We start from the raw sequence: 24,245 nt of genomic DNA on the forward strand, positions 1-24,245 counted from the left end.
TCATTACGGTAAAATATCACAATGAACCGGCTTGCAAGGAAATACCTGAAACCCATTTTTAAGGCCATATCAAAACACGGATTGGGTAATCCGCATACGCCTTATGAAGCCGAATTACTGTGTGCAGGCGCAAAACCAGTAGCAATTATGTCACCTCACGACATTGATTCAACATTACAGACAAAAATAGATTCAGGGATGATTGTCAAAGTCGGTGAGGAGAAATTCACGAAAACTTACAGAATTTATCACACACCCCTTGTAAAGGAGGAAGCCGTAAAAATCTCAAGAATACTTGAAGATTATATGAATTCAAAAATTGAGCCTGGCGCAGAGGATGTAAACAAGCTGGTCAAATTCTACAAGCTTTCAGAACTTGATGAGACTGCCAAGGACTGGGCTCAAATATTACACAGCCGAATGTCAGTCATGAAAACAGCACTATATGAACGATATAAAAGTCCCAACATGATAGCTGTTCTTGAAGGCACTATTCCATCGCTAGAGCCTTTAAGGATAGATGAAGGCATGCCCATGAAAGATGAGTTGGAACAAGCGGTGAAGCGTGGTCAATTAGGTGCTAGTGATTTCCAAACTCATGACTTGGTTCAGGTCTATGCTCAGAGCAGCAAGACAGCTGAAGGAAAGGAGTTATTCGCACGATATTATGAAGTCGGTGTTGAGAATTATCCGCCTTTAGACGATTACGACAGCCACAAACGAATTGCCCAACTTTTGGGGTTTACCGACAATGATTTTGCATGGTTTGCTGGTACGAAATATCAAAACCCCATTACGAAGAAGATTATGTTCTCAACAGAAAACATTCGAAAATGGGCAAGAAAGCAATATTTATTATCTAATGTTCAAAATGAATTGAGCAATGGATAGCCCTACTCCTTCGCTAACACTTCCATTTTGCCAGATAGATAAAATTTTAGATAAATACCCTTAAAATTTAGCTAAAACTGGTTGACATAATTTACGCTGAATTCATCTTTTTCTGTCACAATTATCGTGTCATGGGGCAAATGAAGGGGAAATTCCGTGTCAGATGTAGAGATAAATAAAGTCCATAAACAGGCCGAACATTTGAGCCGGCAGCAGTTTGACCTCACCGTCAACGGTCAGGCTGAAAACGCTGGTGTTCGCAAAGTAAATGCCGCAGATGGCAACTTGGATAATCAGCAGGACTCAAAAGAGAAGAAGAAAGATATGAGTTGGGAATTGCTTCAGCTCATTCAGGATTTCAAAAATGATGTGGGCGACATGCTCGATCGTTTAAAAGAGATACGCGAAGAAATGGACAAGGTCGGAAACCGTATTAACAAGGGCAAAGCAGCCCTTGAGAGCGGCAGCATGGATGCCATTACCTTCCAACTGATGAGTGAGCACAACTACTCTCAGGAAAAGATTGATGGGATGAGTGACGATCAAAAGACTGAAGCCCTCGAAAATCACATTGAGGAAGACAAGCTTACATATGATCAGTTGAAAAATGAATATATCAAGGTTGATCAGGCCTTGCAGGACAAGTTGAACAGTGACACATTCCAAATGCTCTCAAAAGAGGATCAGGAGCGCCTGAAAAGGGAATATGAAACCGCAAGTCAGGCTGAGATTGTAAGGATAGATGCTAAGGCGGGGCATCTGGATGTAGAAAATGCCAAAGCTGATGCTAGAGAGGTTACGGGCTGGGATTCAAGTGTGCTTAGTAAAGCAACAGATTCAATGGCACTCTCGGAAGGTGAGGAGTTTGAAGCTGAATTCGAAGACTTTTCGGCTTTTGATGAATTCTCTTCATCTTCTTTTGCCGATACGCTGGATGATGGAAATCAGTTTGCCGCCTCTGCCGGTAGCATTACACAATCTTTCAATCAGGCCGGTGGTATGACCACTATGACTTCTGATGTAGATCTCACAGGTGAATTAAAGCAGTCGGAAGACGCCACATATAGCGGCCAGTCCATGACAAAAGGGATGAAGCTTTAAAGATTATTTTCTAGATTGTTTGAAGCAACAACCTGATTGGATTTGTCTGAATCTGGAATGTGGTTTACCACCACAAGACCGTTTTTCTCAGCATAGAGCTTTGTGACGACAGGGATCAGCTTCACCATCTGAGTCGGGTGGAAGATACCATCCCCATCCTCATATTTTCCGCCATTCTTATCGTAGGTGCGGCCATTAATATATATTTTACCAAAAGTACTACGGTCTCCACCTTCTTCATCAAAGAAAACAGAAATGTCTGTTGGATAGTCGGTGCGCTTTGAGTCCTTGAACATCACCTGAAGCATACGGGCGTATTGCTCGGCTGTGTAACGATCATCTTTTTGCCCACCTGAAATGTAAATCACAAGGGCAGAATTCTTACCTGAATATCCACTGGCATCTCCAGCACCACCTGCTTTGATCACAGGAGTAGCTGCAGGTTTTTCCGTTTTTACAGCATTGTTAAAGGCAATCACATTGCCGTTATCATTGCTCTGCGCCTTGGCGCTCAAGCTGAATATGAGGCCTAATGTGGCGATCCCTGCTGCTATCTTTTTGGTTGGATTCATGGTTTTTATCCTATTAATACACTTCATTTATATCACCTTTTGCACCCTCACTACAATCAGTTCCTGCTAACTATTTAAGATTTTAAGAATTCGCGTGTGTGCAATTGAGAGCCGGGAGGGCTGTTTTTACAGCCCCCCTAATTTTTCAGGCTTGGCTCAAACGTAGTTATAGCCCTTGCCACCGCAGTCGGTGCAAGTCCTCATTCCTGGGCTGTTTGTGCTGATGACGCTTCCCGTACCAGAACACATGACACATTTCACTTTTTTCACGGCTTTGCGTTTATGTTTAACAATGGATTGCGACTTATATGACGCAATATAAATATAAATTCTGAACTACGTTTTATAAGACGCTGATTTTAAAGACGCTTTTAACCTCTTTTGACCCATTGTATGAAGGAAGAGGAAACGATAGAAACCACATTAAAAGCCATAGGAGACCGGCTGAAGCAATTGCGAGAAGCAGGCGGCTTTGAGGGCGGTTATGTCGGTTTCGCAATCCATCATGTAAACATGCAACCCAAACAATATTGGAAGTTGGAGGCAGGCACAGCCAACTTTACAATCAAAACACTTCTTCGTGTCCTGGATGTCCATAAAATCACACTCGAAGACTTCTTTAAGGGCACATAATCTGTGTGCATCAAGCACAGAATATTTGAACCTATACAGAATATCTGTAGTTTTACTACAGTAATACTGTACTATTAGTACACTATTTGTGTATAATGAAAGAAGAAAGGAGTTACTTATGGCACGTATTGATTTGAGCGATCCTTATGAGCGCTATCTAAAAAGTCAGGTTGATGCCGGGCTATTCAGGTCTATCACAGCCGCTGTAGAACATGCTATCCTGAACCAGATGAAGGAAGAAGAAAAACTTCGTTTATCGGGCATTCAGGCCGCTTTGGCAAAAGGCGAGGAAGACATTGCCAATGGCCGCACTTTTTCCTATTCACCCGGCCTTATTTCTGAAATCTCAAAAAAGGGCAAGGAAGCTGCCCTATCCGGAAAGTCCGTGAAGCGTGAAGTCAAAGGCTAAATTCAATCTGGAACTCTCCTATGAGGCCTATGACGATTTGATCGACATTCAGGCCTATACCTATTCGGAATTCGGTGAAGCCCAATGGAAGAAATATGAGGGGTTATTGAACGGTGCTTTCGAGCATCTTATTCAGAACCCCTACTCTGGCCATAAGCGCAGAGACGTACCTGAACCCTATCTTTCCTGGAATGTCGGGGAGCATGTGATGGTTTACCGCGTAGAAGAAGACACCATATATGTTGTGCGTGTCCTTCATGGTCGCATGAATTTCCTGTACAAGCTCTAGCCCTCCCCACACCATAGTAGGAATTTATTCCTTTTTCTCCTTGACTCCCTCTTGGCAGTCTACTAATGACTTGTTCCTGACCTAGCAATAGGAATTTAATCCCATAACATTCAAGAAAGGAACAAAGGATGAACAATACACTGTACTATGGAGAAATGGTAGCCCGGATTTCAGGTTTTATACACCATGACCCGATCACACTCTCAAGGCTCGAAAACAAGCTGAGAATGAGCGGTGAAATGCCTGATAAAAACACCCTCTGGACGATCTGTGCCGATGCAGCCCAGGTGTTTGATAAAATCGAGGATCTCTCTGGTGAGCACTATATCGACTGGCACAAAGCACTCGATATCTATTCCGACAAATTGCGGGACATTCTATTAAACGGCACAGCACCCAGCATGGCCGATCTCATAGCTCTAGCCTCCTCATCCATTCAGGAAAGTAGAGCAGCCAAAGAAGACCCAAAGTCAAATTTCCTTGAAGAAGACTATCCATTGAATGCTTTAGGGCGTTCCCCCTCGCGCGGGCAAGGCTAATACGAGCTGTTCAAACCGTATCCCCGCTTTTCCGCACCCTTTGGGTTTGTGCAAAGCGGGTGATCCCCCTCGGTTTGTCCAGGCCTTGTCCCTTGCTCACCCCCTGTTCGCCACATGGCAGGGGTTATGGCGACCCCATAACCCTTTTCCAAAGGGATTTTTTTACCAACGACATAAAGGAGATAAAATATGTCAAACACTGAAACCAACGAAACACAACCAACTGAAAACCTTTTTGCTGATACCAATATCAGCATGAAATCAGGCCATCTTGTGAAGGATGCCGAGCTGATCGGTGATGGAAAATTTGCCAAATTCAGAATTGCCACAAACAAGGAATTTCTGGATTCACAAGGCCAGGTCCAGAACATGGCCAACTATTTCAACATCATCGTCTCAAGCAATCTTAAAGATGCTTTTGCCATAGCCCAGAACCTTAAGAAGGGCGATTGGGTCTATATCAAAGGTGAAGACAGCTCTCGTTCCATCGACACAGTCGAAGGATACAAGGATACAGCAGTCACCACATTCGCCTACAAAGTGGTTTTGAAGAAAGAGAAAACCGAGCAAGTGCCTGAAGAAGGCCAAGCCTTGGAAGCAAATTCCCAACCTGCCTAAACCTAAAAGGGAAAGTCATTTCAATGGCTTTCCCTCTTTTTTTGATGGAGCGCATTCATGTCTTATGTAAAGAACAAAACAGATATCCACCAGCAGGTCACAGATCAGATCATAAGCCTGCTCGATCAGGTTGACTTGAACAATTACCAGCCACCATTTGCGAGCCTTGCAGCCAAAGGCCTGCCGGTAAACCCAACCACGAAAAACCGCTACCAAGGGATCAACATTCTAAACCTTTGGTTTAACCAACAAGCCAAGCAGTTCAACTCGAACCATTGGGCGAGCTTCAAGCAATGGAAAGACAAAGGCGCGAATGTCAAGAAAGGCGAGAAAGGCACACAGATCATTTTCTACAAAAGCCTGATCAAAACTGAAGAGAACAGCAAAGGCGAAACTGAGACCCATAAAATCCCGATGCTCAGGCTCTACACTGTTTTCAATGCCAATCAGGTCGAGAATTTTGAGCCGGAAACGACTCCAGCAGATATCCAGACAGACAATGTTGAGCGCATATCTTTGGTCGATGAGTTTTGCAAAGGTACAGGGGCAGACATTCGCCATGGTGGGGATGAAGCTTATTTCAGCCCTATGGGAGATTATATCCAGATGCCTGAAACACGGCTTTTTCTGGATAGCGAACAATCCACCGCCACAGAAAACTACTATTCCACCCTCCTCCACGAACTGACCCATTGGACAGGAGCAAAGCATAGACTTGAGCGCGACTTGGCCCACAACCAAAAGGAGCGCGAGAAATATGCGTTTGAAGAACTGGTTGCAGAACTTGGCGCAGCATTCCTATGTGCGCATCATGGCATTGCTCAAAACCACCCGCCTAATCATGCCCTTTATATCAAGAGTTGGTTGAAAGCCTTGAAGGATGACAAAACCTTCATCTTCAAAGCATCTGCTCAGGCAGCCAAAGCGGTTGATTATCTAGATCAATTGGTCATGGGAGAAACCCAGCCATGACCGATTATTTCAATGAGCTTACCAAGCAAATGAACCAATTGGGCAGAAGGCATGATTTAGCCCGTGTATTCAACGACCTTTTGACCATGGGGATTTGCTCATACCATTCCACCAATATCAAAAGCTGGTTGCAGGAAAAGGACGAAGTGAATGAAAGACACTACCTTGAAACGATCAAACCCTACAAAAAGGAAGAGCTTGAAGAATTCAGCAAGGCCTTGGGGCTCATACAATTGAATGTCTATGAAAATCCTTATTCCGACATTCTGGGCGAATTCTTTATGCAGCAGATCACCAGAGGCCAGAACGGGCAGTATTTCACGCCTGAGCCTGTGTGCGACATGATGGCAAGAATGAACTAGGCAGGCATTGAAGGCGAAGGCAAAAGGATTCAAGACCCAGCCTGCGGATCAGGGCGCATGCTTTTGAGTGCAGCCAAGATCAACTATCGGAATTACTTCTACGGTGCTGACAGTTCAAGCACCTGCGCAAAAATGGCAACCCTCAATTTCTTTCTCAATGGCCTAAAGGGGGAAATCGCTTTGATGAACTCTTTAAGCATGGAGTGGTTTGGAGGCTGGCACATCAACATGGATGGGCTTGGCATTACACCCATTGAAAGGGAGCAATCTCAACTCTGGTTTGAAGCCCCGAAAATCAAGACATCTGAATTTGACAAACAAGCTCGGGGCAAGTCCACAGAGCCAGCCCATCAACTCACACTTTTCTAAATCAAACGAAAGGAAAATGAATGAAAACCTATATCGCCAAAGCCGAAATGCGCACCTATCTACAGGTCAAAATCACAGCCAATTCGGAAGAGGAAGCCTATCAAAAAGCAAAGGTGCTATGCGGCAGCGAATTCACCGAAATCGAAGGGACAGGAAGCTGGGAGATTTATAATGTCGAAGAGGAATAAAGGAGGTCCGTTTGATATGTTTGAAGAGGTGAGTCTCATTTACAGAAACAAAACAAGAGCCAATGACCGACCCAAGATTGATTGTGCTGAGAGCGCCTACAAGATATTGAGAGCCCATTGGGATAATGATCAGATTTCCCTTGTTGAGGAAGCCAAAGTCATGTTTCTCGACACACGCTTTAGGCTCATGTCGATTTCAACCGTATCCAAAGGCGGCTTATCTGGAACGGTCATTGATCCCAGAATAGTGTTTGCAATGGCCCTCAAAAGACGGTGTTCAGCTATCATCTTGTCCCACAACCACCCTTCGGGAAATCTAAAGCCCAGCCATGCCGATATTTCTCTGACTAGAAAATTCCATGAAGCCGGTCGGCTATTGGAGATCACTCTGGCTGATCATTTGATCATCAGTGAAGAAGGCTATTACTCTATGGCGAATGAGGGACACATACCATAGCCCTTCCCATTCTTGACAATAGAAACCATCAGATTAATCTAACATCAGCCTGAGTTTATTCAGGCTCCCACCACCTGAAGTTGCCATGGAGAACAAATCTTCATGGCAATTTTTTTGTCCAAGGGGTCAGATAATATTGCTGTTTAAATATTGAATAGCTAACCTCAATTTGTCTAGTGATTGGTCTTGGTTCAAGCTCAAAATCCAAAGTTCATTGACCTCATAATGCACCTATTGATAGGAATATAATCCCGCTTCAGTTTACTTACAGACATCACGTCTAAGGCGATCAAAGTTCCTTATTTAAGAATAGAAGCAGTGAAACTCTTTCTGGGTCAAATTTTTAATTTTAACACATGAGCCGTTCATTCGATACCAAGCAATTAAAAGATGAATCCTTAAAAAAACTATATGATTATATACTTCATAGAGCCACCCACATTTTTGAAGTATTTAGGGATGTTTATTTCCCTGGCTCTAAAAATAAAGAGCTGGTTATTGGTTACCTGCACTCTACTCATTTTCAGGCAGAGGCCTATAGGTCAAAGATAGACAGTTTTAATATTGGGATTCATTCACCCACAATTTTATTATCTAGAACACTCTTCGATGTTTTGGTGACAGACGATAAGTATGGTGGTTATATAACTGGAGAGCTTTCTAATAATGTGACATTTCCTTTTCGACTGATTAATGATGTTCGAAATATCTACAATCAGAAAGAAGTCCTTATAACGAAAGACTCTAACCGTACTCTGGTTTCATCTGTACTCACTGACCTTACAGGAACATTCATAGCATTACATGAAATAGGCCACATTGTACTTGGGCACGTGGATTTTACCAAAGCTGAATTTGGTGATGACCAGCTTTTAGAAATATTTAGCTTCAAGAAAAGAAGGTTGAGAGAAGCGGAAAACCGACAGGCCATGGAACATGATGCCGATATGATAGCAGCTAGACTGATCCCTCAATATATTGAACAGCTTCACACTAAAATTCTAGAAGATAACAGGTATCAATTGGCGTTTAGAAAAATACATGAATCAGATCGGATGCTTGAACTTCTAACAGCATTATCTACCTCTGCAATTTACGCGATGTTCCTATATATGTTTGGACCCAATACCGTGAGAGACTTTCGATATACTGCCCACCACCACCCTCTGACAAGAATCAGAAATGTAGTGAATGGCATAGTACAAACCCTATCTGAACGTTGGGATTTTGACTTAGATTTATTCGATACATTTTACGAGCAAATGCAAATTAGCATACAGGATATTTTTGCCTACAATGGTATGATCAATTCATTTCTATTTAAAGATTCTACACCTGAAAAGGTTAAGAATGACCTGGCTCGTATTCAGGAACTTGCTTTCAAAAACAGATCATTGAGTCAACCATGGTCGTGGCTGCCTAAGACCGAATGGATAAACTAAAACCTTAAATCTTGTTGCTCAGCCATTTCCTCAATTTCTAGAATACATTTGGGATGGGGTGTAAAGGACTTCCCTTTATACACTGTAAAAAATCTGGATGATGAGTTAAAAGCTATACTGATTTCATAAAAAAAATCACCTTGAATACACTCTCCATTAGAACGGGATTGCTTTATTTCATCGATTAGCTCAGTCATTCGAACATACTGGCCATCATTAAGTTTTGACAGATTAACTACCTTTGGCTCAACAAGATTACCTCCAGTGAAACCTCCCACCTTGCTTATCTTTACAGAGCAAGACCTATTAAGTTTGAGAAAGTATTTTTTAAGGAACTGAATAATGTCATGACTCCTATTAATTGTTCCAATAAGACATAGGAGTAAGTTTAATTCTATATCAATGCCTATTTCAATGTCTATCTATTTGGTTTCCGGGATATACGCAGGATTGAGAAAATGTGATTATTCAATACACCATTCAACATGCTCAAAAAAATCAAATTATAGACAATGGCCAGGAGTGTTAACTCCTTATATTTATTATAAGAATGAAAGGTTTTTTAAGAATAAGGAAAGCCCCAAAAGGCCTCCACTTCTCAGACAACAACGATGACAAAAAGATTGATTTTTATCTTTCTAGACTCATAAAATTAATCCCTTCAGATATACTCGCACTCTATGTCTTCGGAGAGAATGTTATTCCAGAAGAAATCATGACTGCACGGGTAATTTTCGCTATCATCTGCTTAATGCTTGTTGCCGTTTCACGATACCAATGGACTAAAGAGATAAATTCTAATGAACCTCAGTGGCCAGTTATTGTGATATCCATGATCTCATTTTGCATTTGGGTATACTCTATTGGTTCTCTTTTCGAAATTGCCGGTCTTCAGGAAAAATGGCTGGGGTCTCTAATGATAGCCACATGGGTTGTCATTGTTCCTTACATCTATCATGGGGATGAAATTGAAAACTAATTATGGCTAACCGTCCCTTTGTCTTGGCCGAACTGCCCGCAGAGGTCAAAGAGTATTATGAAGACCAATTGGCAGCCATAAATCAAAAGCTGTTTTATATAGGCAAGGAAAACCCCTCATTTTCAATAAAAGTGAACGCTTTCTATTCGGATAGAACGGATCTACACGCACAAATTGTTCATCGTAAAAAAAGCAAAGAAATTGATATTGGAATAAGTCCCTGCTATCCCGTTGCACTTCATTACTACTTTAATCACCTTGTGCAAGATTATTTGATATCAGGAGTAGATGAGGGTATCGATAATGATGTTTTGGAGCGAATCAAATCACAAGGCCTTCTAATCAAATTCCCAGGCAAAAGAAGCTTTTCTTTAGAAATCCCAAGCTTAATATATGATACGTTACCCAAAAACGAGATACAAAGAAATATTGCATTTCACTCAGCGTCATTCGCTTTACCATTTATTGGTTATCATGAACTTTGTCACTTGACCTCAGATCACTTAGACACGGATACATCTTTTAGCATAAGTAAGATTTTCAAAGATTTAAGGTTGAGTCTTGCTATGAAAAAGGATCCATTGACCATGCATAAAATATGGGAATATGAGGCTGATATACTGGCTTCCAGTTTACTCATCGAAGACATCTTCACTGAAGTCAATAGAGACTATGTAGAGATGTGTGATCTTGACTTTGATAATATTTACCATAAAGCCTCGCTTGTTTCTACCTGCATTATAGCGATCTTCCATCTTCAGCATGTTAGCCGTGCTAGAAATCAGCTACATATGTCTCCGCTCCACCGGTTTATCTATATATTGGACCACTTGATAAATCATATTGGGCATCACTTTTTAGTCAAGGACAGGCAGAAACTTGCAGATACAATGTTTTTCTCAGCCCAAAATGTTATGAAAGCCTGGGATAGATTGAACCTGGATATTCAGTTTGATTTAGAGGATCGGGCAAAGGTCAGACAAACTTCAGAGGAAGGAAGGATAATTGCATCCAAAAGTTTAAGGCAACGCCACCTTTATAAACATAGATGTTATGGTACTTTTGTTTTCAACGATCAGAAAGTCATTTAACCCATGATGTTTATTAGTTCCATCAAGGCTTTGGGCATGGGTGAAAAAGCGGAAGAAGTATAAATTTCTCTTCCTTCATGATTTGGTTTGTCTCGACCAGCCACCTTCAATATATAGATTTGATCGCCAGAATTTCTGTTTTTATCTAGCCTTTTGATGGGAAAGGAAAGGCGAGTAACTAGGCCCTGTATTTTATTAAACTCTTCAAGAGTCAGCTCATTCATTCTCTTCTCATAAATAACACTATGCCAACTTCCTTCTTCAAAAAGACAAAGACGGTCACTTTTCGATAAACGAGCCTTTCGATTAAAAATGTTGAATATTCAAACTCTCCCTAATTAGAAATGAATTCAGTTTATTTCTAATTATACACCAATATTGTACGTATTTCAAAAACTCATACTAAGCATAGAATCATTAAATTAAACACCCATAACATGATTATTGCCTGATCAGGACACTAGACAATGTACCAATCAGAGGGTTGGTTAAATCAAGGGTGCTTTCACCTTTAAGCCCATGGATAAGCCTATTTAGAACAAACAAAGGACACTTCATTGACATTACCCTCAATTAGGATTATAGTCCTACAACAAATATGGAGGTCTTGAGATGAATAAATTGGAACTAATGTTGTTGATGAAGTTTGAATCACCAATAATTCCTCTAGACAGAATATGCCAAGAATATTTTGGCTGCAGCAAGAACACGGCAAAGCAAAAGGCCAAGTCTGGAACCCTACCCATTCCAGCCTTTAGACTTGGTTCATCACAAAAGTTACCTTGGATGATAAACATCCAAGACTTGGCTAGATTCATTGAGACAAACTCAATTGAGGCAAAGAAAGAATGGGTTGGAGTTATTTCAGAATGAGGCGATCGGGATTTAAGTCAGTGTAAATTCGCCATAAGGTGTTCAAATCTTTATGGCCGGTTACTTGCGCTACCTGATCAACAGAATAGCCTAATTCAAATAGCCTAGAAGCCCCCTCTCTTCTCAAATCATGATAACGTAAGTCTGAAATTTTCAGATCATTCCTTACTCTCTGAAATCCAGCCGTTACAGAACGGGGATTGTATGGGAAGATTCTATTGTCCTTTTTATTTCTTTTCTGTCTTAGTACGATTTTAAGCGCATCTCCTAAGAGAGGCACTTTCATGTGATTGCCAATTTTCTTCCTGGGGTCTTTTCTATTGCGCACCCAAACCCAGCTTTCTTCAACATTCAAATCTTCCCATACAATCGAACACACCTCAGATATTCTCATACATGAGAGAATTGAGAAGTCCAGAATGTCTGTGAAGGGTATAGTTGAATAAGTGTGACCCTGCCTTGCGGCTAATCCTTTTCTGAGCTTTTTAAGCTCGTTGTTTGACGGCCTTCTTGTTCTAATGTTTGACTTCCCAATTAATCCAAGAATTCGTAGTGTTGGCATTGCCTCAACGATTGATGAGGTACTAACGTCAATCTCATATAGCGCCTTTGCAGATCGCAAAACCGCTCTTATATGGCTTATGTCACATGCAATAGTTGCTGGAGATGCACCACCCGATTTTCTTTCCTTACAAAAATCCACGATATGCTTTGGTTTAAGATTTGAAAGCTTTGTGTTCGCTATATCAAATTCTTTGATTGCTTCTAAAGAGTATCTTTTAGAACGACCCATACCAATGTGTTCATCAGATAGATATTTTTCCAATAAGTCTCTAAGAAGTAATAATGATGTATGATTGTTTGAGAAGTCTTGACCTTGGGAAATGCTCCTTTCAATCAGATCAACCTGAAGCTTCCCCCATGCTTTTGCGGATGCTTTATTTTTAAAGGTCTTGTTTTTGGATTTGCGCTCATCACTTTCTGGTTGAACCCATCTAACCTGACAACAATATTTACCATTTCGAGGAGAAACACTAAAGTACGGCACTAGCTAATTTTCCTTCCTCAATTAGCGGTTATTACATTGCCTACTGTAGGCAATATGTAGGCAAATTGTCAAGAAAATGTACTAAAATGTGTGAAAATGTATGAAAACGGATAAGAACGAAAAAGCTCAAAAACTCCAGTATTCCTGCACTTTAGAAGGAAATCCAAAGCACAAGCATATTTCCGTTGCCCCTATGATGGATTGGACAAATTCTCAAAATAACTCATTGATAATAAACAGCTTTAAAAATGCTGTAGGCAATATGTAGGCATTATTAGTTAATTTATATTGAATTAGACTAGATCATCAGTCTCATTTTTTCCTGCCAATCCCATATATTTAAGAAATAAAGCAATATTAAATTGAAATCTAAGGATTTTGAATACATCTACAATAGAGTATTCCACTCTGCAAAAAGAGCATTAAATAAGCTGTCTATGACCATTGAAGAAGTGGATGAAAAACGGGGTACGATTATAGCCTCTACAAAAACTTCGTTTTTTGGCTGGGGTGAAGATGTTTCTTTAATCTTTAAAGATTTAGGGAACAAAACATCTGTTGTTGTTCAATCTTCGAGCCCTTCTCAGATTATTACCTGGGGGAAAAATGAAGTTAATGAAGATCAGGTTTTGGAAGGTATATACCGTGATTTGAAAGGGCTATGAAATTATACGTTGAACCTTGTGCAAGCTGTGGCCAGAAAATATATCTAAATAAATCTGCTGAGAATAGAAGTGAGTTAAGGAGATTATTGGGTAGCGACAGGTTTCATCTGAGTTGTGCTCAATGTGGTGTTACAGGAGTATTTTCCGTTAATGAAGTCAAGGCTGAGTCTGAAGCTATCTCTTCTGTTGCTGGAGGTATAGTAGGTGGTTTGATTGGCATATTGGGAGGTCCTGCAGGTATCTTGATAGGTGGGAGCATAGGAGCAGCAATTGGAAGCTCGTCAGACAGGGAAGAAATTAAGAAGGTGAATTTTTTTAACCATAGCATCTAGGGATGAAGCTTAACTCACAGACTAAACGAGGGCTTTTATTTTTAATGGTTTTAGGTTCAACCATTATTCTTATCGTGGATAATGATATACAGTCTTACTTTCTAAATATGATAAAGAATGGGCTGGATTACGAGGGGACGTATTATATTGTCATGGCTTGTTCATTGATTATTGGCTTGTTCTATTCATTTTACTTCGCCAAAAACAAACAGCCTAAAGACCTTAATTTTTTTATGAAGGTTTTTGGACCTCTAATTGACCCACCTCTTAATACATTGTCTTATGGAATTGTGATTGCTTCGGTGCTCAGATTGATTAGAGGCTTATTTAGCCAATTATTCTTTGAAATTGAGTATTTCAAAGACTTCGGGGTAATCAATGTAAGTGCCATAGGCCTTGCCTGTATACCTCTTCTCATATGGAGTGTTAACGGATTAACAGGGTATTTTGTAGCTCTATTTGGAAGATTAGATGATCAGTTTGGGGAAATTACACCCATAATTAATGAAGAAGACAATCTTGACAAGCATAAATAGTCGTTTAAAATAGCCTTCTCAAAATTAACTTGAAGGTTACTTTAAATCTTAGCTCCTGATTTCTCTCCTACACTTACTGACATATTCTTCACAGGGCTTTTCTGAATACTATAGTCAATATAATAATCTCGGTAGCCTAAAATTTGTAGAATGGTCTTGTTGAATAACACTTGGTAAACTCTAGTGAGGATAAGGTGTTCTTGGACTTTTTTATCCAGTGAGTAATCAGGAATCCCATGAGCCATCTGATTTCGAAGCTGCAATGCTTTCTTCTCCATTCCTTTCAGAGTGATACCAATCAAAGAATAAAAGAGTGTCATTTTTTCATTAGGCCCTTTCCTGTGGGCATTTTTTATTTTACTCAATACAATGTCAGCGCCTTCAAAACTCACAATTTTATCCGCGATCAAACTGAGGCCTTCCTCAATAAGTTCTTGATACAAAGCCCGATTGATATATTCAGTTTTAACATGATCGATTGTTTTTAAATACTTTTCTGCAAGTATTTCTAAGGCACTTGATAGAACTGGTAAATTAGCTCCAAGCGGTAAATCAAAGAAGGTCCAATATCTTTCTAATACAGCATCCAATGCCAGAATATCTCTTTTTAGCAAATACTCAGGAAGTAACTGATTCAGAAGTATCCCGAAGTTGCCCCAATCATATTGAAGATTAAACCGTATAGGAGGCATCGATTCAATTGAGCACTCACTTGTAATCCCTGAGACACTAATCAACCGAGCATTCAAGAGTTTATTATCTTCAAGAATACTGTGCCCGAGATAGTGAACTCTGTTTCCCAAAAGGAAAGATATTAAATTCTCTACCCCTATAATCAAGTTACTTGAAACATTGCCAATGTCCCCCCTGAATTCCAAGCAAATCCCTGACCAGGTTGATTTCAATATGTCCCGAGGTACTTTGGCAACGAGAAATTCTAGGTCATTCTGTGAGTATTTGATAAAGTCTTTAGAGATACTGCTATTAATGTAATTTCTAGGAGTGTCCTCAAAGCTGTCAACTCCAATTCGTATCTTTTTATTTTCTAGAAGTAGACTGCGAATCGTTTGCCCAGAAAAATTGGCTGGAATACTTGAGCAAATAAACCAATCAAGCCTGATTTGATTCTTTTCCTTGGTGATTTTGCTTGGACGAACAAAATCTATCTCAACAGATTTTATCTCCAATTCACTTTGGACAAAAGCACCCTCAGTATGCAAGTTTACTGATGAGATTGTGAAGTTGGTCAGACAACACTGGCTCAGGTGAAATCCATTTCCTTCTTCATCCTTTCCGAATAACCTTTGGCCATTGATGACATTACTACTTCCAACAAAATCAGCTTCATTGAGTTTTTGAACATCCTGTACATTTCCAAAAATTCTCGCGCTAAATCGGAAATTTTGAGTTCTTGATATTTCTATCCAAGCACCTGAGTTATATCCCCAATCCGACTTTTCAAATTCCAACTCAGAAAGCTTAACAGGAAAATCAGAAAACTCCCACTCTAGATCGGCAGGACAAAACGCTCGCCCTCCTTGTTCAACGTGATCCGACATTTTAAATATTTGAAATGATGATATAGCCCAAGGACAAATTAAGCTGATTTTCTTGCGGAAGTTACGTTATTTTGGAAGCGTACGGCCATCAACTACTAGGCTATTAATCAAAGCGAAAGTACATTTTAAGTACTTAACGCACCTATTTGTTTTAGGTATGTTTTAGTGACAAACAAAAAAGGGTTACATTTCTAATGTAACCCCTTGATTATTAAGTAGCGGGAGCAGGACTCGAACCTGCGACCTTTGGGTTATGAGCCCAACGAGCTACCAACTGCTCCATCCCGCGATGTGTACAAGTTCAGACGATTTCCGAACTGGGCTACAAATGTAGTGACATTTTCATTCTAAACAAGTACCTTTGCTACATAATTTTAAGAATGTCAGAAAAATCACATAAAGCCGGATTCATCAGCATTATCGGAAAACCGAATGTCGGAAAGTCAACGCTTATGAATGCCCTTGTGGGTGAGCGACTTAGCATCATCACTTCCAAAGCACAGACTACCCGACACAGAATTATGGGAATTTTGAGCGGAGAAAATTTTCAGGTAATTTATTCTGATACCCCCGGAATTTTAAAGCCTGAATACAAACTTCACGAGACCATGATGAGCTTTGTGAACAGCTCATTCGAAGATGCTGACGTTCTTCTATTCGTTACCGATCTCTATGAAAAGTACGATGGTGAAAAACAGCTAGACTTTTTAAAAGACATTAAAATTCCAACAATCCTTGTTATGAACAAGGTAGACTTGGCCAAAGGCTCTCAGGCTGAAGATAAAATAGCTTACTGGAAAGAAATGTTCGATTTCGATGCTGAAATAATGGTTTCGGCATTAGAAAAGCTAAACATTCAAGAGCTCTTCTCAAAAATTATAGACCTGCTGCCAGAGCATGAAGCTTATTTCCCAAAAGATGAACTTACGGATAAACCAGAAAGGTTCTTCGTGAATGAGATCATCCGAGAGAAAATTTTCCTCAACTACAAAAAAGAGATTCCTTACAGCTGCGAGGTAGTCACCCATACTTTTAAGGAAGACGAGAAGATTATCCGCATTATGTCAGACATTTATGTAGAGCGCAAGAGCCAGAAAGGCATTGTGATTGGCCACAGAGGAGAAGCCATTAAGAAAGTAGGTATTCAAGCACGTGAAGAATTAGAGAAGTTCTTCGGAAAACAGGTGCATTTAGAGACCTTTGTAAAAGTTGAGCAAGATTGGAGAAAGAAAGAGCTGAAACTGAAAGGGTTTGGGTATAGTAATTAGAAATTACGAATTAATAATTATCAATATGGCACACACCAATATCATTCAGGAAAAGAGCTTTGAGCTTGCGGTAAAAGTTGTGAAGGCAGTTAGGGCCTTTCGAAAGCAAGAAAAAGAATTTGAAATTACAGGGCAGTTACTAAGAAGTGCAACATCTATTGGAGCTAACATTGAAGAGGCTATCGGAGGATATTCTCCCAATGATTTCCAATTTAAGGTTAACCTTTCATACAAAGAAGCCAGGGAAACAAAATACTGGTTGAAAGTAATGAAAGCAGCAGAAATGATGGATGTGCAAACCCTCGATGAACTTCTTAACGACTCAGAAGAAGTACTAAAGATTTTAGGTGCTATTACGAAGACATTGAAAATTCGTAATTCCTAATTTCTAATTGAATTAAGATATGGCAAATATAATAGCGATAGTAGGCCGCCCAAATGTGGGTAAATCGACATTCTTTAACCGTTTGGTAGAGAAAAGACAGGCCATCATGGATAATGAAAGTGGGGTAACCCGCGACAGACATTACGGCTACGGTCAGTGGACAGGCAAACACTTTACGGTAATAGATACTGGAGGGTATGTCACTGGGTCGGACGATGTGTTTGAAGGCGCTATCAGGAGCCAAGTTGTAGAAGCCATGAATGAGGCTTCGGTTATACTATTTATGACCGACTGTCATGATGGGCTTACTGACTTAGATAAAGATTTTGCCAAAGTAGTTAGAGGACTAAAAAAGCCTGTTTACATAGTGGCCAATAAAGCGGATACCGCTGAATGGTCTTACCAATCTCATGAGTTTTATGGCTTAGGCATTGGAGATGTATTTCCTATGTCTGCTTCTAATGGATCGGGAACGGGAGAAATTCTAGACGAAGTAGTTAAGCATTTTGAAGATGACGGCATTGAAGATCCTGATGGAGACATTCCAAGAATTGCCATCCTCGGTAGACCGAATGCTGGTAAGTCTTCCTTCGTCAATGCGCTTTTAGGAAAAGAAAGAACCATTGTTACCGATGTTGCTGGTACTACCCGAGACTCCATCAACACGCATTATAAGCTTTTCGGAAAGGATTTTATTCTTACTGATACCGCAGGAATTCGCAAGAAATCTAAGGTGCATGAAGATATTGAGTTCTACTCAGTAATGCGGGCACTACAATCGCTGCAAGACTCAGATGTCTGCATCATTATGATTGATGCCACCAGAGGGCTAGAAGCTCAAGACATGAACCTCATAAGCTTGGCGCTGAAGTACAAGAAGGGAATTATGCTTATGGTGAATAAATGGGACCTTATTGAAAAGGAAACCAATACCATGAAGCAGTTTGTAGAAGAGATAGACGAGAAGCTAGGTCAGCTCACTTGGATTCCGAAAATGTTTACTTCTGTAACTGAGAAGAAACGTATTTTCCAAGCCATTGAATTGGCTGTGAAAGTACACGAAAATAGACATCGCAAGGTAACTACTTCTCAACTGAACGATGCTATTTTACCAGAGATCGAAAGGTATCCGCCACCAGCAATTAAGGGTAAATATGTAAAAATTAAGTACATCACTCAGTTGCCAACAGCATCTCCTACCATTGCCTTCTTCTGTAATTTACCGCAGTACATTAAGGCTCCTTATGAGGCTTACTTGGAGAATAAAATCAGAGAGCACTTCGATTTCGAAGGAACGCCAATAAAGCTTGTCTTCAGAAAAAAATAGAGACACTTAAAGTTTAGTATTTAGGCACAGAGAACATTTCCGCAATGATTCTTCTGTGCCTTCTTCCATAAGCATTCTTGACTGGATGTGTCGGAGTTGTCTTCAGAAAATACCTCAGAGGTTCGTAAACTAAAAGGTGTGCGTAATTAGCATGTGAATCTATTTTATTTTCGATACCGCTTTCGGCCTGCCAGATTAGCCTATTGTTATTCCGCTGATATAGCTTCATCCTCATAACCTTTTCGAAGTAAATATCTTCTTCAATAATCGGGATTGACCTATCCTCACCCTTTATTGTAATCGTTTCTGTTTTCCCCTCGCTATTCTTTCTTTCAATGGTTTGCTCCTCCCCTCTTAAGGTATAAGAACTCTCTCTTGCCTTTATGATTGGCTCGCTCGTAAACACATCGAACTTAAGAATGAATTTGGCCGATGACTTCGTTCTGGAAATAGAGAATCCCAGGTCGTACAACCTGAGTCTGATTTTTTGAATATATGGCAACAAGGCAAGGTTTTCGTTCAAGCCAGTTTCATCTACATAGATTTGCGTTATTTTCGAGCGATCAATATTTCCTATACCATAGGCATCTGTTTCTAGGGTAAGGCGACTGAACCATTGGGCGTTTGCAGAAATACTGATAAAAAGGAAGGGAAGCAGGAGAAATCGACACATGGAGAAGCAGTTTTTTGTCCGATTAATATCAAGAAAAGTGCCAGAGAGTGCCTTAGCTTATTGCATTCAACTCTTTGAAGAAGCTCCGTTTCATTTTAAAATCTCCAAAAAGAGAGCTACTAAACTAGGCGACTACCGATTTGATCCGAGAGCGAAGTCGCACACCATTACGGTAAATGAAGACCTCCACCCTTTTCAATTTCTGATAACATATATACATGAAGTTGCACACAGAAGGGTTCATGAGCAACATCGAAAACAAGCCCCACACGGCCCTCATTGGAAGAATGAATTTAGGAGGTTGATGTTACCCATGCTTCGACCTGAGGTTTTTCCAGAGCCAGTACTGAGGGCTTTGGCCAAACACATGAAAAACCCAAAGGCTAGCGCTGCTGCAGACATTACTTTAATAAACGCCCTCAGGAAATTCGATGATGATTCTGGAGGAATTACCTTGGCTCAGCTAGCCATCAACGAAGAGTTTAGCTTCAGAGGCAGATCTTTTCGTAAACTAGAAGTAAAAAGAACAAGAGCCCTATGCCTCGACCTCAAGGATCAGAAGCGATACCTTGTCCCATTAATGGTAGAGATTGAATAATTACTGTTAAATCGTGTCTACAATTACACCAACCCAATTCTTCTACTGATAATTGAGTTGATTCGATCGAAAAGAACGGAAGGTTTGAGTGTTCTCCATTCAATCACATCTAAATCGCCTCCAAAGTTGATGTAGCTATCGATTTCGTAGTTCTTCATTTCCTCGATAACGAAATCTCGGAACCCAATGGCGGTAATCCACCCGTCTTCCATATCATCGAACCACTCTTCGTAGTAACTATCGTCTGAGCCATGGAAGTTGAGAATATTCTCACCAATTAAGATGTACTTGTCTATCCCAAAACTGTTGAAGTGATCGATGATATTGCGTTTAAAATGCATGATGTCATTATTCAGCGCATCGTTCCATTCACCAATAAACTCTATGATGATGAAACCTTTGTTGTAATCGACATACAGGATTTTAATGAACAAGGTTTCCGAACCCATAAAATCCCAAGCTGGGTCTATGTAATAGCCATAAATGGTTTCGGAATATAATTCGTAGTTGTACTCCTTACCATCATAAGGAGAGTTTGGGTCATTCGCTACGTTGTAATATTTAAGCCAAGAATAATAGGGTTCTATTTGATGCAAACTGATTAGGAATTTTTGATATGGTCAATCACTTTCCTAACTGAACCATGTTTCCTAAGCAACTGTTCCGCAGTTTTGTAATCAACTTGCAACATTTCCATAACCATCTTGGCGCCACGGTCTACCAGTTTGTTGTTTGAAAGCTGCATATCAACCATTCTGTTGCCTTCTACTCTTCCTAGTTGAATCATTACGGCAGTTGAAAGCATGTTCAGCACAAGCTTTTGTGCCGTTCCGGCCTTCATTCTGGTGCTTCCTGTTACAAACTCAGGCCCTACAATCGGTTCGATAGGATAATCAACCTCCCAAGCCAAAGCAGAGTCTGGATTACAAGTAATACAGCCTGTAAGAATGCCATTCTGTTTAGCCTTTTTCACCCCGCCAATTACGTATGGAGTCCCTCCAGAAGCAGCTATACCAATCACAGTATCTTTATGATTGATCATATATTCCTGAAGATCTTTCCAGGCCTGATTTTCATCGTCTTCGGCAAACTCAACCGCCTTGCGAATGGCGCCATCGCCTCCGGCTATAATCCCTACTACCATTCCATGCTCAACCCCGTAAGTTGGAGGACATTCAGATGCGTCTACCACACCAAGTCGGCCGCTAGTACCCGCTCCAATGTAGAAGAGTCTTCCGCCCTTTTCCATTCTTGGTACAATCTCTTTCACAAGTGCTTCAATCTGAGGAATTACCTTCTCAACCGCTAACGGCACAGATTGATCTTCTCGGTTAATATTGGTCAGCAATTCCTTCACTGACATTTGCTCCAGATGATTATGATTTGATTCCGACTCGGTAACGTTCATGGGCTAATGGGTTTTGCGGTTCAAACTTAAGACTTGCCATTGAATATCTGAACCTATTCTTTGAATTCAACCGACTTGAAAGCGACCACCCCCATACCCCTCCTGGCCAGGAGGGGAGTAAGTATCTGCAAGCCTAGAGGTTTTGATCGGAAACTATTGAGCTTCTATACACCACCATAACGGTCAGTACTATTTAGAGATGGTCAGTATCTCAATACTCCCTTTTCAATAGCCAATACATACTTATGAAACGTAGTCAGCCTTGGAATTGAATACACCGAAGTACTTTTCGTAATGAAGTAACAGATCTAATTCCCCTCCTGGCCAGGAGGGGCTAGGGGTGGTCGCCTTGAAGTTTTGAACGGAAGCCACAGAGTCTGTAAACCAAACAGCCAATACCATTTAGGGGGTGGTTAGCGCCTCAATACTCCCTACCAAATACCCAATACTCACTTATGAAACAAAGTCAAACCCGCAATTGGGTACTCTGAAATGTGCTTTACATAAATGCCTTTGTCTTGAGCAACTTGCCTTAACACATTGCTGAAGTAATACGCTACTGAGCCGGTAAAGTGAACGGGAAGTTTATCATAACCTTCGTACTTCATCACATTTTTGGTTATGAAAGTATCGAAACCAGTGGCTACCAATTTATGCATATAAGGCTCATTTATATGCTGACCAATAAACTTCGCGAAGCTGGCTAAAAAACGCCCTGGCATAGGTTCCTGATAAATGTGAGTCAGGAATTTGTCTTTTGTCAGGCCGAAAGTCTCTTTAAAAATTTCTCTTAAGTGAACTGGCATATCCTTTCGGTAATAATCAGTGACTAGCATTTTACCTAGGTATGTCCCTCCACCTTCATCGGCAATAGCCCAACCTAGAGAAGGTACATTGTGAGTGATCTTAGTGCCGTCATATAAGCAGGAGTTAGTTCCTGTACCGATGATACAGGCAATACCAGCTTCATCTCCGCACAGCGAACGAGCTGCGGCCAGCAAGTCATGGTTTACATCAATTTTGGCTACTGGATAATATTTGGCAATCAGTCGAGCGATTTTTTCTCGATTGGTTCCAGAAGAGCAGCCAGTACCATAGAAATAGATTTGGTCTATACTTTCGGGCAGCTGACGATAGAGATCTTCAATCACCTCCAGTATTTCTTCTTCAGTTTGATAATAGGGGTTAATGCCAAGGGTACGCGCTTGTTTAATTTTTCCATCGGAGGAAATAAGTCTCCAATCGGTTTTTGTAAAGCCGCTGTCGGCAATAAGAATTGGGCTCATATTTAATCGTGTAGACACAAATGTATTGAATCAAAAGTGACATTTAAATATGAAGGTCTTTTTAGTTATACTTACCTATCCACAATTAATAAGATGTCAATAAACCACCGAAGCCTAATCGTTTTCTTAATAGTATTATCTGTTAGTTGTAGTGTTGATAGAAGCACTGAACTAGGAGTTGTATCTTCCAAGACAATAGTAATTGATAAAAAAGATTTTCTAGATAAAATCAGCGAGTCACAGGTATTTGATTCCGTGATCTTTATCCCACTAAATCTTCCGAAGAACGAATTGATGGGATCAATTGCGGACATTCAAATGTATCGGAACAATTATTATGTCCTTGATATGGGAACTCAAAAGATACATGAGTTCAATAAGAATTGGGAGTTCGAAAAAACACTATTTTCATTAGGAGCAGGCCCCAACGAGTACAATGAGATATTAAACTTCTCATTTATAGATAACTACATAGTAATTAACGACTTAATGAAAGTTGAGTACTATAGTCTGGACGATTTTGCCCCTGTTAAAACTGTTAGGAAAAACCACATGGGTTTTAAAACTTATGTTACAAATGATGAGCATATACTTAATTATCAGCTGAATAGCCCTATGGACGATTCGCCCTTTAATGTAACTATCTATAACTACAAAAATGATGACATTACTTATCAGGGTTCGTTAATCAAATCGAATATAAAGGGCTTTACATTCTCACAAGAGGATCCGTTTTATACCAATAAAGGAGATAACTACTTTATTGAGGCATTCAATGACACTATCTACAATGTGGAAAATGGTGAACTTTCCACTCATCGCATTATTGACTTCCAGGATATTCGGCTTGAAATCGATGATTTAATTGCTGAACCTGGAATTACGAGCAGAGATATAGCAAATTCAGATAAAGCCTATTTTTTGGGCAACTACTTAAATAATGAGCTTGTCGAAACCTTTAGCTTCTCATATAAATCGAAAAGGTTTTTGTACATGGCTAATAAGCAAGACTCTGTACACTACATTTATTCTTCCATGATTCAAGACAGGACTGTCTTACAACTTCCGATTAACTATTTTCTCCTAGATGGTCAGAACATATTTTCAGCAAAAGATATTGAACAAGTCAGTTACGAACTAGAGGTGGTTAAGGAGAGAATTGCATCAAACCCCCAGTTGCAAATTCATGAAGCTACGGTAAATGCACTCGAGAGTAAGTTGAAAAATTCATCAGGCGTAATTGTGAAAATTCATGTCAAATAACTGATGTACTCAGTTTATCATCTAATGATGTTCACTTATACCCAATTTAAAAGCTTTTAAACCATTCATCCCCAAAAAAAGGACAGCATATAGTAAGTCGCATTGTGTCAAC

General features: G+C 40.2%; 33 protein-coding genes and 1 tRNA gene. 25 read left to right on the forward strand and 9 right to left on the reverse strand.

Annotated features, from left to right (window positions below):
- Nucleotides 1-21 precede the first annotated feature (21 nt).
- Together AWW68_RS01745 and AWW68_RS01750 are read left to right on the forward strand one after the other, a co-directional pair.
- Nucleotides 22-891: a hypothetical protein gene (locus AWW68_RS01745; protein WP_068215938.1), complete on the forward strand. Its 870-nt coding sequence runs from the start codon at nucleotides 22-24 to the stop codon at nucleotides 889-891.
- 156 nt (nucleotides 892-1,047) lie between these two features.
- Nucleotides 1,048-1,992 carry a hypothetical protein gene (locus tag AWW68_RS01750; RefSeq protein ID WP_068215940.1) on the forward strand — a complete coding sequence of 315 codons (945 nt, stop codon included), beginning with the start codon at nucleotides 1,048-1,050 and terminating at the stop codon, nucleotides 1,990-1,992.
- On the opposite strand, the gene AWW68_RS01755 is transcribed toward AWW68_RS01750, so the two are convergent.
- Entirely contained in the window at nucleotides 1,989-2,564 is a 576-nt protein-coding gene (locus AWW68_RS01755) for a hypothetical protein (RefSeq protein WP_068215942.1), read from the reverse strand. The genes AWW68_RS01750 and AWW68_RS01755 overlap by 4 nt on opposite strands.
- Nucleotides 2,565-2,957: 393 nt before the next feature.
- Here AWW68_RS01755 and AWW68_RS01760 point away from each other — a divergent pair, with 393 nt between their 5' ends.
- From AWW68_RS01760 to AWW68_RS01820, 13 genes are all read left to right on the forward strand, one after another.
- The gene (locus AWW68_RS01760) at nucleotides 2,958-3,197 is read left to right on the forward strand and encodes a helix-turn-helix domain-containing protein (RefSeq protein WP_068215944.1); all 240 of its coding nucleotides are present in this window, start codon (nucleotides 2,958-2,960) and stop codon (nucleotides 3,195-3,197) included.
- Nucleotides 3,198-3,315: 118 nt separating this feature from the next.
- Nucleotides 3,316-3,606 (forward strand): hypothetical protein, encoded by a 291-nt coding sequence (locus tag AWW68_RS01765; protein WP_068215946.1) that lies wholly within the window; start codon nucleotides 3,316-3,318, stop codon nucleotides 3,604-3,606.
- Nucleotides 3,590-3,895, forward strand: coding sequence for a type II toxin-antitoxin system RelE/ParE family toxin (locus tag AWW68_RS01770; protein WP_068215948.1), 306 nt, complete (start codon nucleotides 3,590-3,592; stop codon nucleotides 3,893-3,895). Before AWW68_RS01765 ends, AWW68_RS01770 begins: the two co-directional genes overlap by 17 nt.
- 128 nt (nucleotides 3,896-4,023) lie before the next feature.
- Nucleotides 4,024-4,434, forward strand: coding sequence for a hypothetical protein (locus tag AWW68_RS01775; protein ID WP_068215950.1), 411 nt, complete (start codon nucleotides 4,024-4,026; stop codon nucleotides 4,432-4,434).
- A gap of 189 nt (nucleotides 4,435-4,623) precedes the next feature.
- Nucleotides 4,624-5,052, forward strand: a complete 429-nt coding sequence (locus AWW68_RS01780; RefSeq protein ID WP_068215952.1) for a single-stranded DNA-binding protein — start codon at nucleotides 4,624-4,626, stop codon at nucleotides 5,050-5,052.
- Between the two features lie 57 nt (nucleotides 5,053-5,109).
- Nucleotides 5,110-6,024, forward strand: a complete 915-nt coding sequence (locus tag AWW68_RS01785) for an ArdC family protein (protein ID WP_068215954.1) — start codon at nucleotides 5,110-5,112, stop codon at nucleotides 6,022-6,024.
- Nucleotides 6,021-6,386: a hypothetical protein gene (locus AWW68_RS01790; RefSeq protein ID WP_068215959.1), complete on the forward strand. Its 366-nt coding sequence runs from the start codon at nucleotides 6,021-6,023 to the stop codon at nucleotides 6,384-6,386. Before AWW68_RS01785 ends, AWW68_RS01790 begins: the two co-directional genes overlap by 4 nt.
- Before the next feature lie 27 nt (nucleotides 6,387-6,413).
- Nucleotides 6,414-6,755, forward strand: coding sequence for an N-6 DNA methylase (locus AWW68_RS01795; protein WP_262501395.1), 342 nt, complete (start codon nucleotides 6,414-6,416; stop codon nucleotides 6,753-6,755).
- 20 nt (nucleotides 6,756-6,775) lie between these two features.
- Nucleotides 6,776-6,943 (forward strand): hypothetical protein, encoded by a 168-nt coding sequence (locus AWW68_RS20025; RefSeq protein WP_157717486.1) that lies wholly within the window; start codon nucleotides 6,776-6,778, stop codon nucleotides 6,941-6,943.
- A complete protein-coding gene (locus tag AWW68_RS01800; protein WP_068215963.1) occupies nucleotides 6,927-7,400 on the forward strand; it encodes a JAB domain-containing protein in 474 nt (157 codons plus the stop codon). The genes AWW68_RS20025 and AWW68_RS01800 overlap by 17 nt, the downstream gene beginning before the upstream one ends.
- Nucleotides 7,401-7,756: 356 nt before the next feature.
- Nucleotides 7,757-8,842: a hypothetical protein gene (locus AWW68_RS01805; RefSeq protein WP_068215965.1), complete on the forward strand. Its 1,086-nt coding sequence runs from the start codon at nucleotides 7,757-7,759 to the stop codon at nucleotides 8,840-8,842.
- A 550-nt stretch (nucleotides 8,843-9,392) separates the two neighbouring features.
- Nucleotides 9,393-9,821 carry a hypothetical protein gene (locus AWW68_RS01815; RefSeq protein WP_068215968.1) on the forward strand — a complete coding sequence of 143 codons (429 nt, stop codon included), beginning with the start codon at nucleotides 9,393-9,395 and terminating at the stop codon, nucleotides 9,819-9,821.
- Nucleotides 9,822-9,823: 2 nt separating this feature from the next.
- Nucleotides 9,824-10,912 (forward strand): hypothetical protein, encoded by a 1,089-nt coding sequence (locus AWW68_RS01820; protein WP_068215970.1) that lies wholly within the window; start codon nucleotides 9,824-9,826, stop codon nucleotides 10,910-10,912.
- Here the strand turns inward: AWW68_RS01820 and AWW68_RS20240 are convergent.
- The gene (locus AWW68_RS20240; protein WP_068215980.1) at nucleotides 10,909-11,136 is read right to left on the reverse strand and encodes a hypothetical protein; all 228 of its coding nucleotides are present in this window, start codon (nucleotides 11,134-11,136) and stop codon (nucleotides 10,909-10,911) included. The two genes, AWW68_RS01820 and AWW68_RS20240, sit on opposite strands and share 4 nt — an antisense overlap.
- A gap of 388 nt (nucleotides 11,137-11,524) precedes the next feature.
- Between AWW68_RS20240 and AWW68_RS01830 the strand changes: the two genes are divergently transcribed.
- Entirely contained in the window at nucleotides 11,525-11,785 is a 261-nt protein-coding gene (locus AWW68_RS01830; RefSeq protein WP_068215982.1) for a pyocin activator PrtN family protein, read from the forward strand.
- On the opposite strand, the gene AWW68_RS01835 is transcribed toward AWW68_RS01830, so the two are convergent.
- The gene (locus AWW68_RS01835; RefSeq protein WP_068215984.1) at nucleotides 11,772-12,833 is read right to left on the reverse strand and encodes a tyrosine-type recombinase/integrase; all 1,062 of its coding nucleotides are present in this window, start codon (nucleotides 12,831-12,833) and stop codon (nucleotides 11,772-11,774) included. The two genes, AWW68_RS01830 and AWW68_RS01835, sit on opposite strands and share 14 nt — an antisense overlap.
- A gap of 100 nt (nucleotides 12,834-12,933) precedes the next feature.
- Here AWW68_RS01835 and AWW68_RS20030 point away from each other — a divergent pair, with 100 nt between their 5' ends.
- From AWW68_RS20030 to AWW68_RS01850, 4 genes are all read left to right on the forward strand, one after another.
- Complete coding sequence (locus AWW68_RS20030) at nucleotides 12,934-13,101, forward strand: hypothetical protein (protein WP_157717487.1); 168 nt, start codon at nucleotides 12,934-12,936, stop codon at nucleotides 13,099-13,101.
- 169 nt (nucleotides 13,102-13,270) lie between these two features.
- Nucleotides 13,271-13,498, forward strand: coding sequence for a hypothetical protein (locus AWW68_RS01840; RefSeq protein WP_157717488.1), 228 nt, complete (start codon nucleotides 13,271-13,273; stop codon nucleotides 13,496-13,498).
- Entirely contained in the window at nucleotides 13,495-13,830 is a 336-nt protein-coding gene (locus tag AWW68_RS01845; RefSeq protein WP_068215987.1) for a hypothetical protein, read from the forward strand. Before AWW68_RS01840 ends, AWW68_RS01845 begins: the two co-directional genes overlap by 4 nt.
- Nucleotides 13,831-13,832: 2 nt before the next feature.
- A complete protein-coding gene (locus tag AWW68_RS01850; protein WP_068215989.1) occupies nucleotides 13,833-14,366 on the forward strand; it encodes a hypothetical protein in 534 nt (177 codons plus the stop codon).
- A gap of 41 nt (nucleotides 14,367-14,407) precedes the next feature.
- Here AWW68_RS01850 and AWW68_RS01855 read toward each other — a convergent pair whose 3' ends face one another.
- Entirely contained in the window at nucleotides 14,408-15,835 is a 1,428-nt protein-coding gene (locus AWW68_RS01855) for a hypothetical protein (RefSeq protein ID WP_157717489.1), read from the reverse strand.
- A gap of 306 nt (nucleotides 15,836-16,141) precedes the next feature.
- Nucleotides 16,142-16,214, reverse strand: a tRNA-Met gene (locus tag AWW68_RS01860).
- Between the two features lie 91 nt (nucleotides 16,215-16,305).
- On the opposite strand from AWW68_RS01860, the gene era reads away from it, so the two are divergent.
- From era to der, 3 genes are read left to right on the forward strand one after another with little or no spacing between them, the layout of a single operon-like run.
- Nucleotides 16,306-17,193: a GTPase Era gene (gene era, locus AWW68_RS01865; RefSeq protein WP_068215992.1), complete on the forward strand. Its 888-nt coding sequence runs from the start codon at nucleotides 16,306-16,308 to the stop codon at nucleotides 17,191-17,193.
- Between the two features lie 25 nt (nucleotides 17,194-17,218).
- Nucleotides 17,219-17,578, forward strand: coding sequence for a four helix bundle protein (locus tag AWW68_RS01870; RefSeq protein ID WP_068218396.1), 360 nt, complete (start codon nucleotides 17,219-17,221; stop codon nucleotides 17,576-17,578).
- 19 nt (nucleotides 17,579-17,597) lie between these two features.
- Nucleotides 17,598-18,905 carry a ribosome biogenesis GTPase Der gene (gene der / locus AWW68_RS01875; RefSeq protein ID WP_068215994.1) on the forward strand — a complete coding sequence of 436 codons (1,308 nt, stop codon included), beginning with the start codon at nucleotides 17,598-17,600 and terminating at the stop codon, nucleotides 18,903-18,905.
- A gap of 13 nt (nucleotides 18,906-18,918) precedes the next feature.
- Here the strand turns inward: der and AWW68_RS01880 are convergent, their stop codons facing one another.
- Entirely contained in the window at nucleotides 18,919-19,578 is a 660-nt protein-coding gene (locus AWW68_RS01880) for a hypothetical protein (RefSeq protein ID WP_068215995.1), read from the reverse strand.
- Here AWW68_RS01880 and AWW68_RS01885 point away from each other — a divergent pair.
- Nucleotides 19,577-20,176 (forward strand): SprT-like domain-containing protein, encoded by a 600-nt coding sequence (locus AWW68_RS01885; RefSeq protein ID WP_068215997.1) that lies wholly within the window; start codon nucleotides 19,577-19,579, stop codon nucleotides 20,174-20,176. The genes AWW68_RS01880 and AWW68_RS01885 overlap by 2 nt on opposite strands.
- Nucleotides 20,177-20,199: 23 nt before the next feature.
- Here AWW68_RS01885 and AWW68_RS01890 read toward each other — a convergent pair whose 3' ends face one another.
- The 3 genes from AWW68_RS01890 to AWW68_RS01900 form a co-directional block, all read right to left on the reverse strand.
- The gene (locus AWW68_RS01890; RefSeq protein WP_068215999.1) at nucleotides 20,200-20,772 is read right to left on the reverse strand and encodes a hypothetical protein; all 573 of its coding nucleotides are present in this window, start codon (nucleotides 20,770-20,772) and stop codon (nucleotides 20,200-20,202) included.
- 5 nt (nucleotides 20,773-20,777) lie between these two features.
- A complete protein-coding gene (murQ, locus tag AWW68_RS01895) occupies nucleotides 20,778-21,584 on the reverse strand; it encodes an N-acetylmuramic acid 6-phosphate etherase (RefSeq protein ID WP_068216001.1) in 807 nt (268 codons plus the stop codon).
- A 449-nt stretch (nucleotides 21,585-22,033) separates the two neighbouring features.
- Nucleotides 22,034-22,870, reverse strand: a complete 837-nt coding sequence (locus AWW68_RS01900) for an N-acetylglucosamine kinase (protein WP_068216003.1) — start codon at nucleotides 22,868-22,870, stop codon at nucleotides 22,034-22,036.
- A gap of 93 nt (nucleotides 22,871-22,963) precedes the next feature.
- Here AWW68_RS01900 and AWW68_RS01905 point away from each other — a divergent pair, with 93 nt between their 5' ends.
- Nucleotides 22,964-24,133: a 6-bladed beta-propeller gene (locus AWW68_RS01905; protein WP_068216005.1), complete on the forward strand. Its 1,170-nt coding sequence runs from the start codon at nucleotides 22,964-22,966 to the stop codon at nucleotides 24,131-24,133.
- Nucleotides 24,134-24,245 lie beyond the last annotated feature (112 nt).

The organism is Roseivirga spongicola, from assembly GCF_001592965.1.
In the GTDB taxonomy this organism is placed as follows: domain Bacteria; phylum Bacteroidota; class Bacteroidia; order Cytophagales; family Cyclobacteriaceae; genus Roseivirga; species Roseivirga spongicola.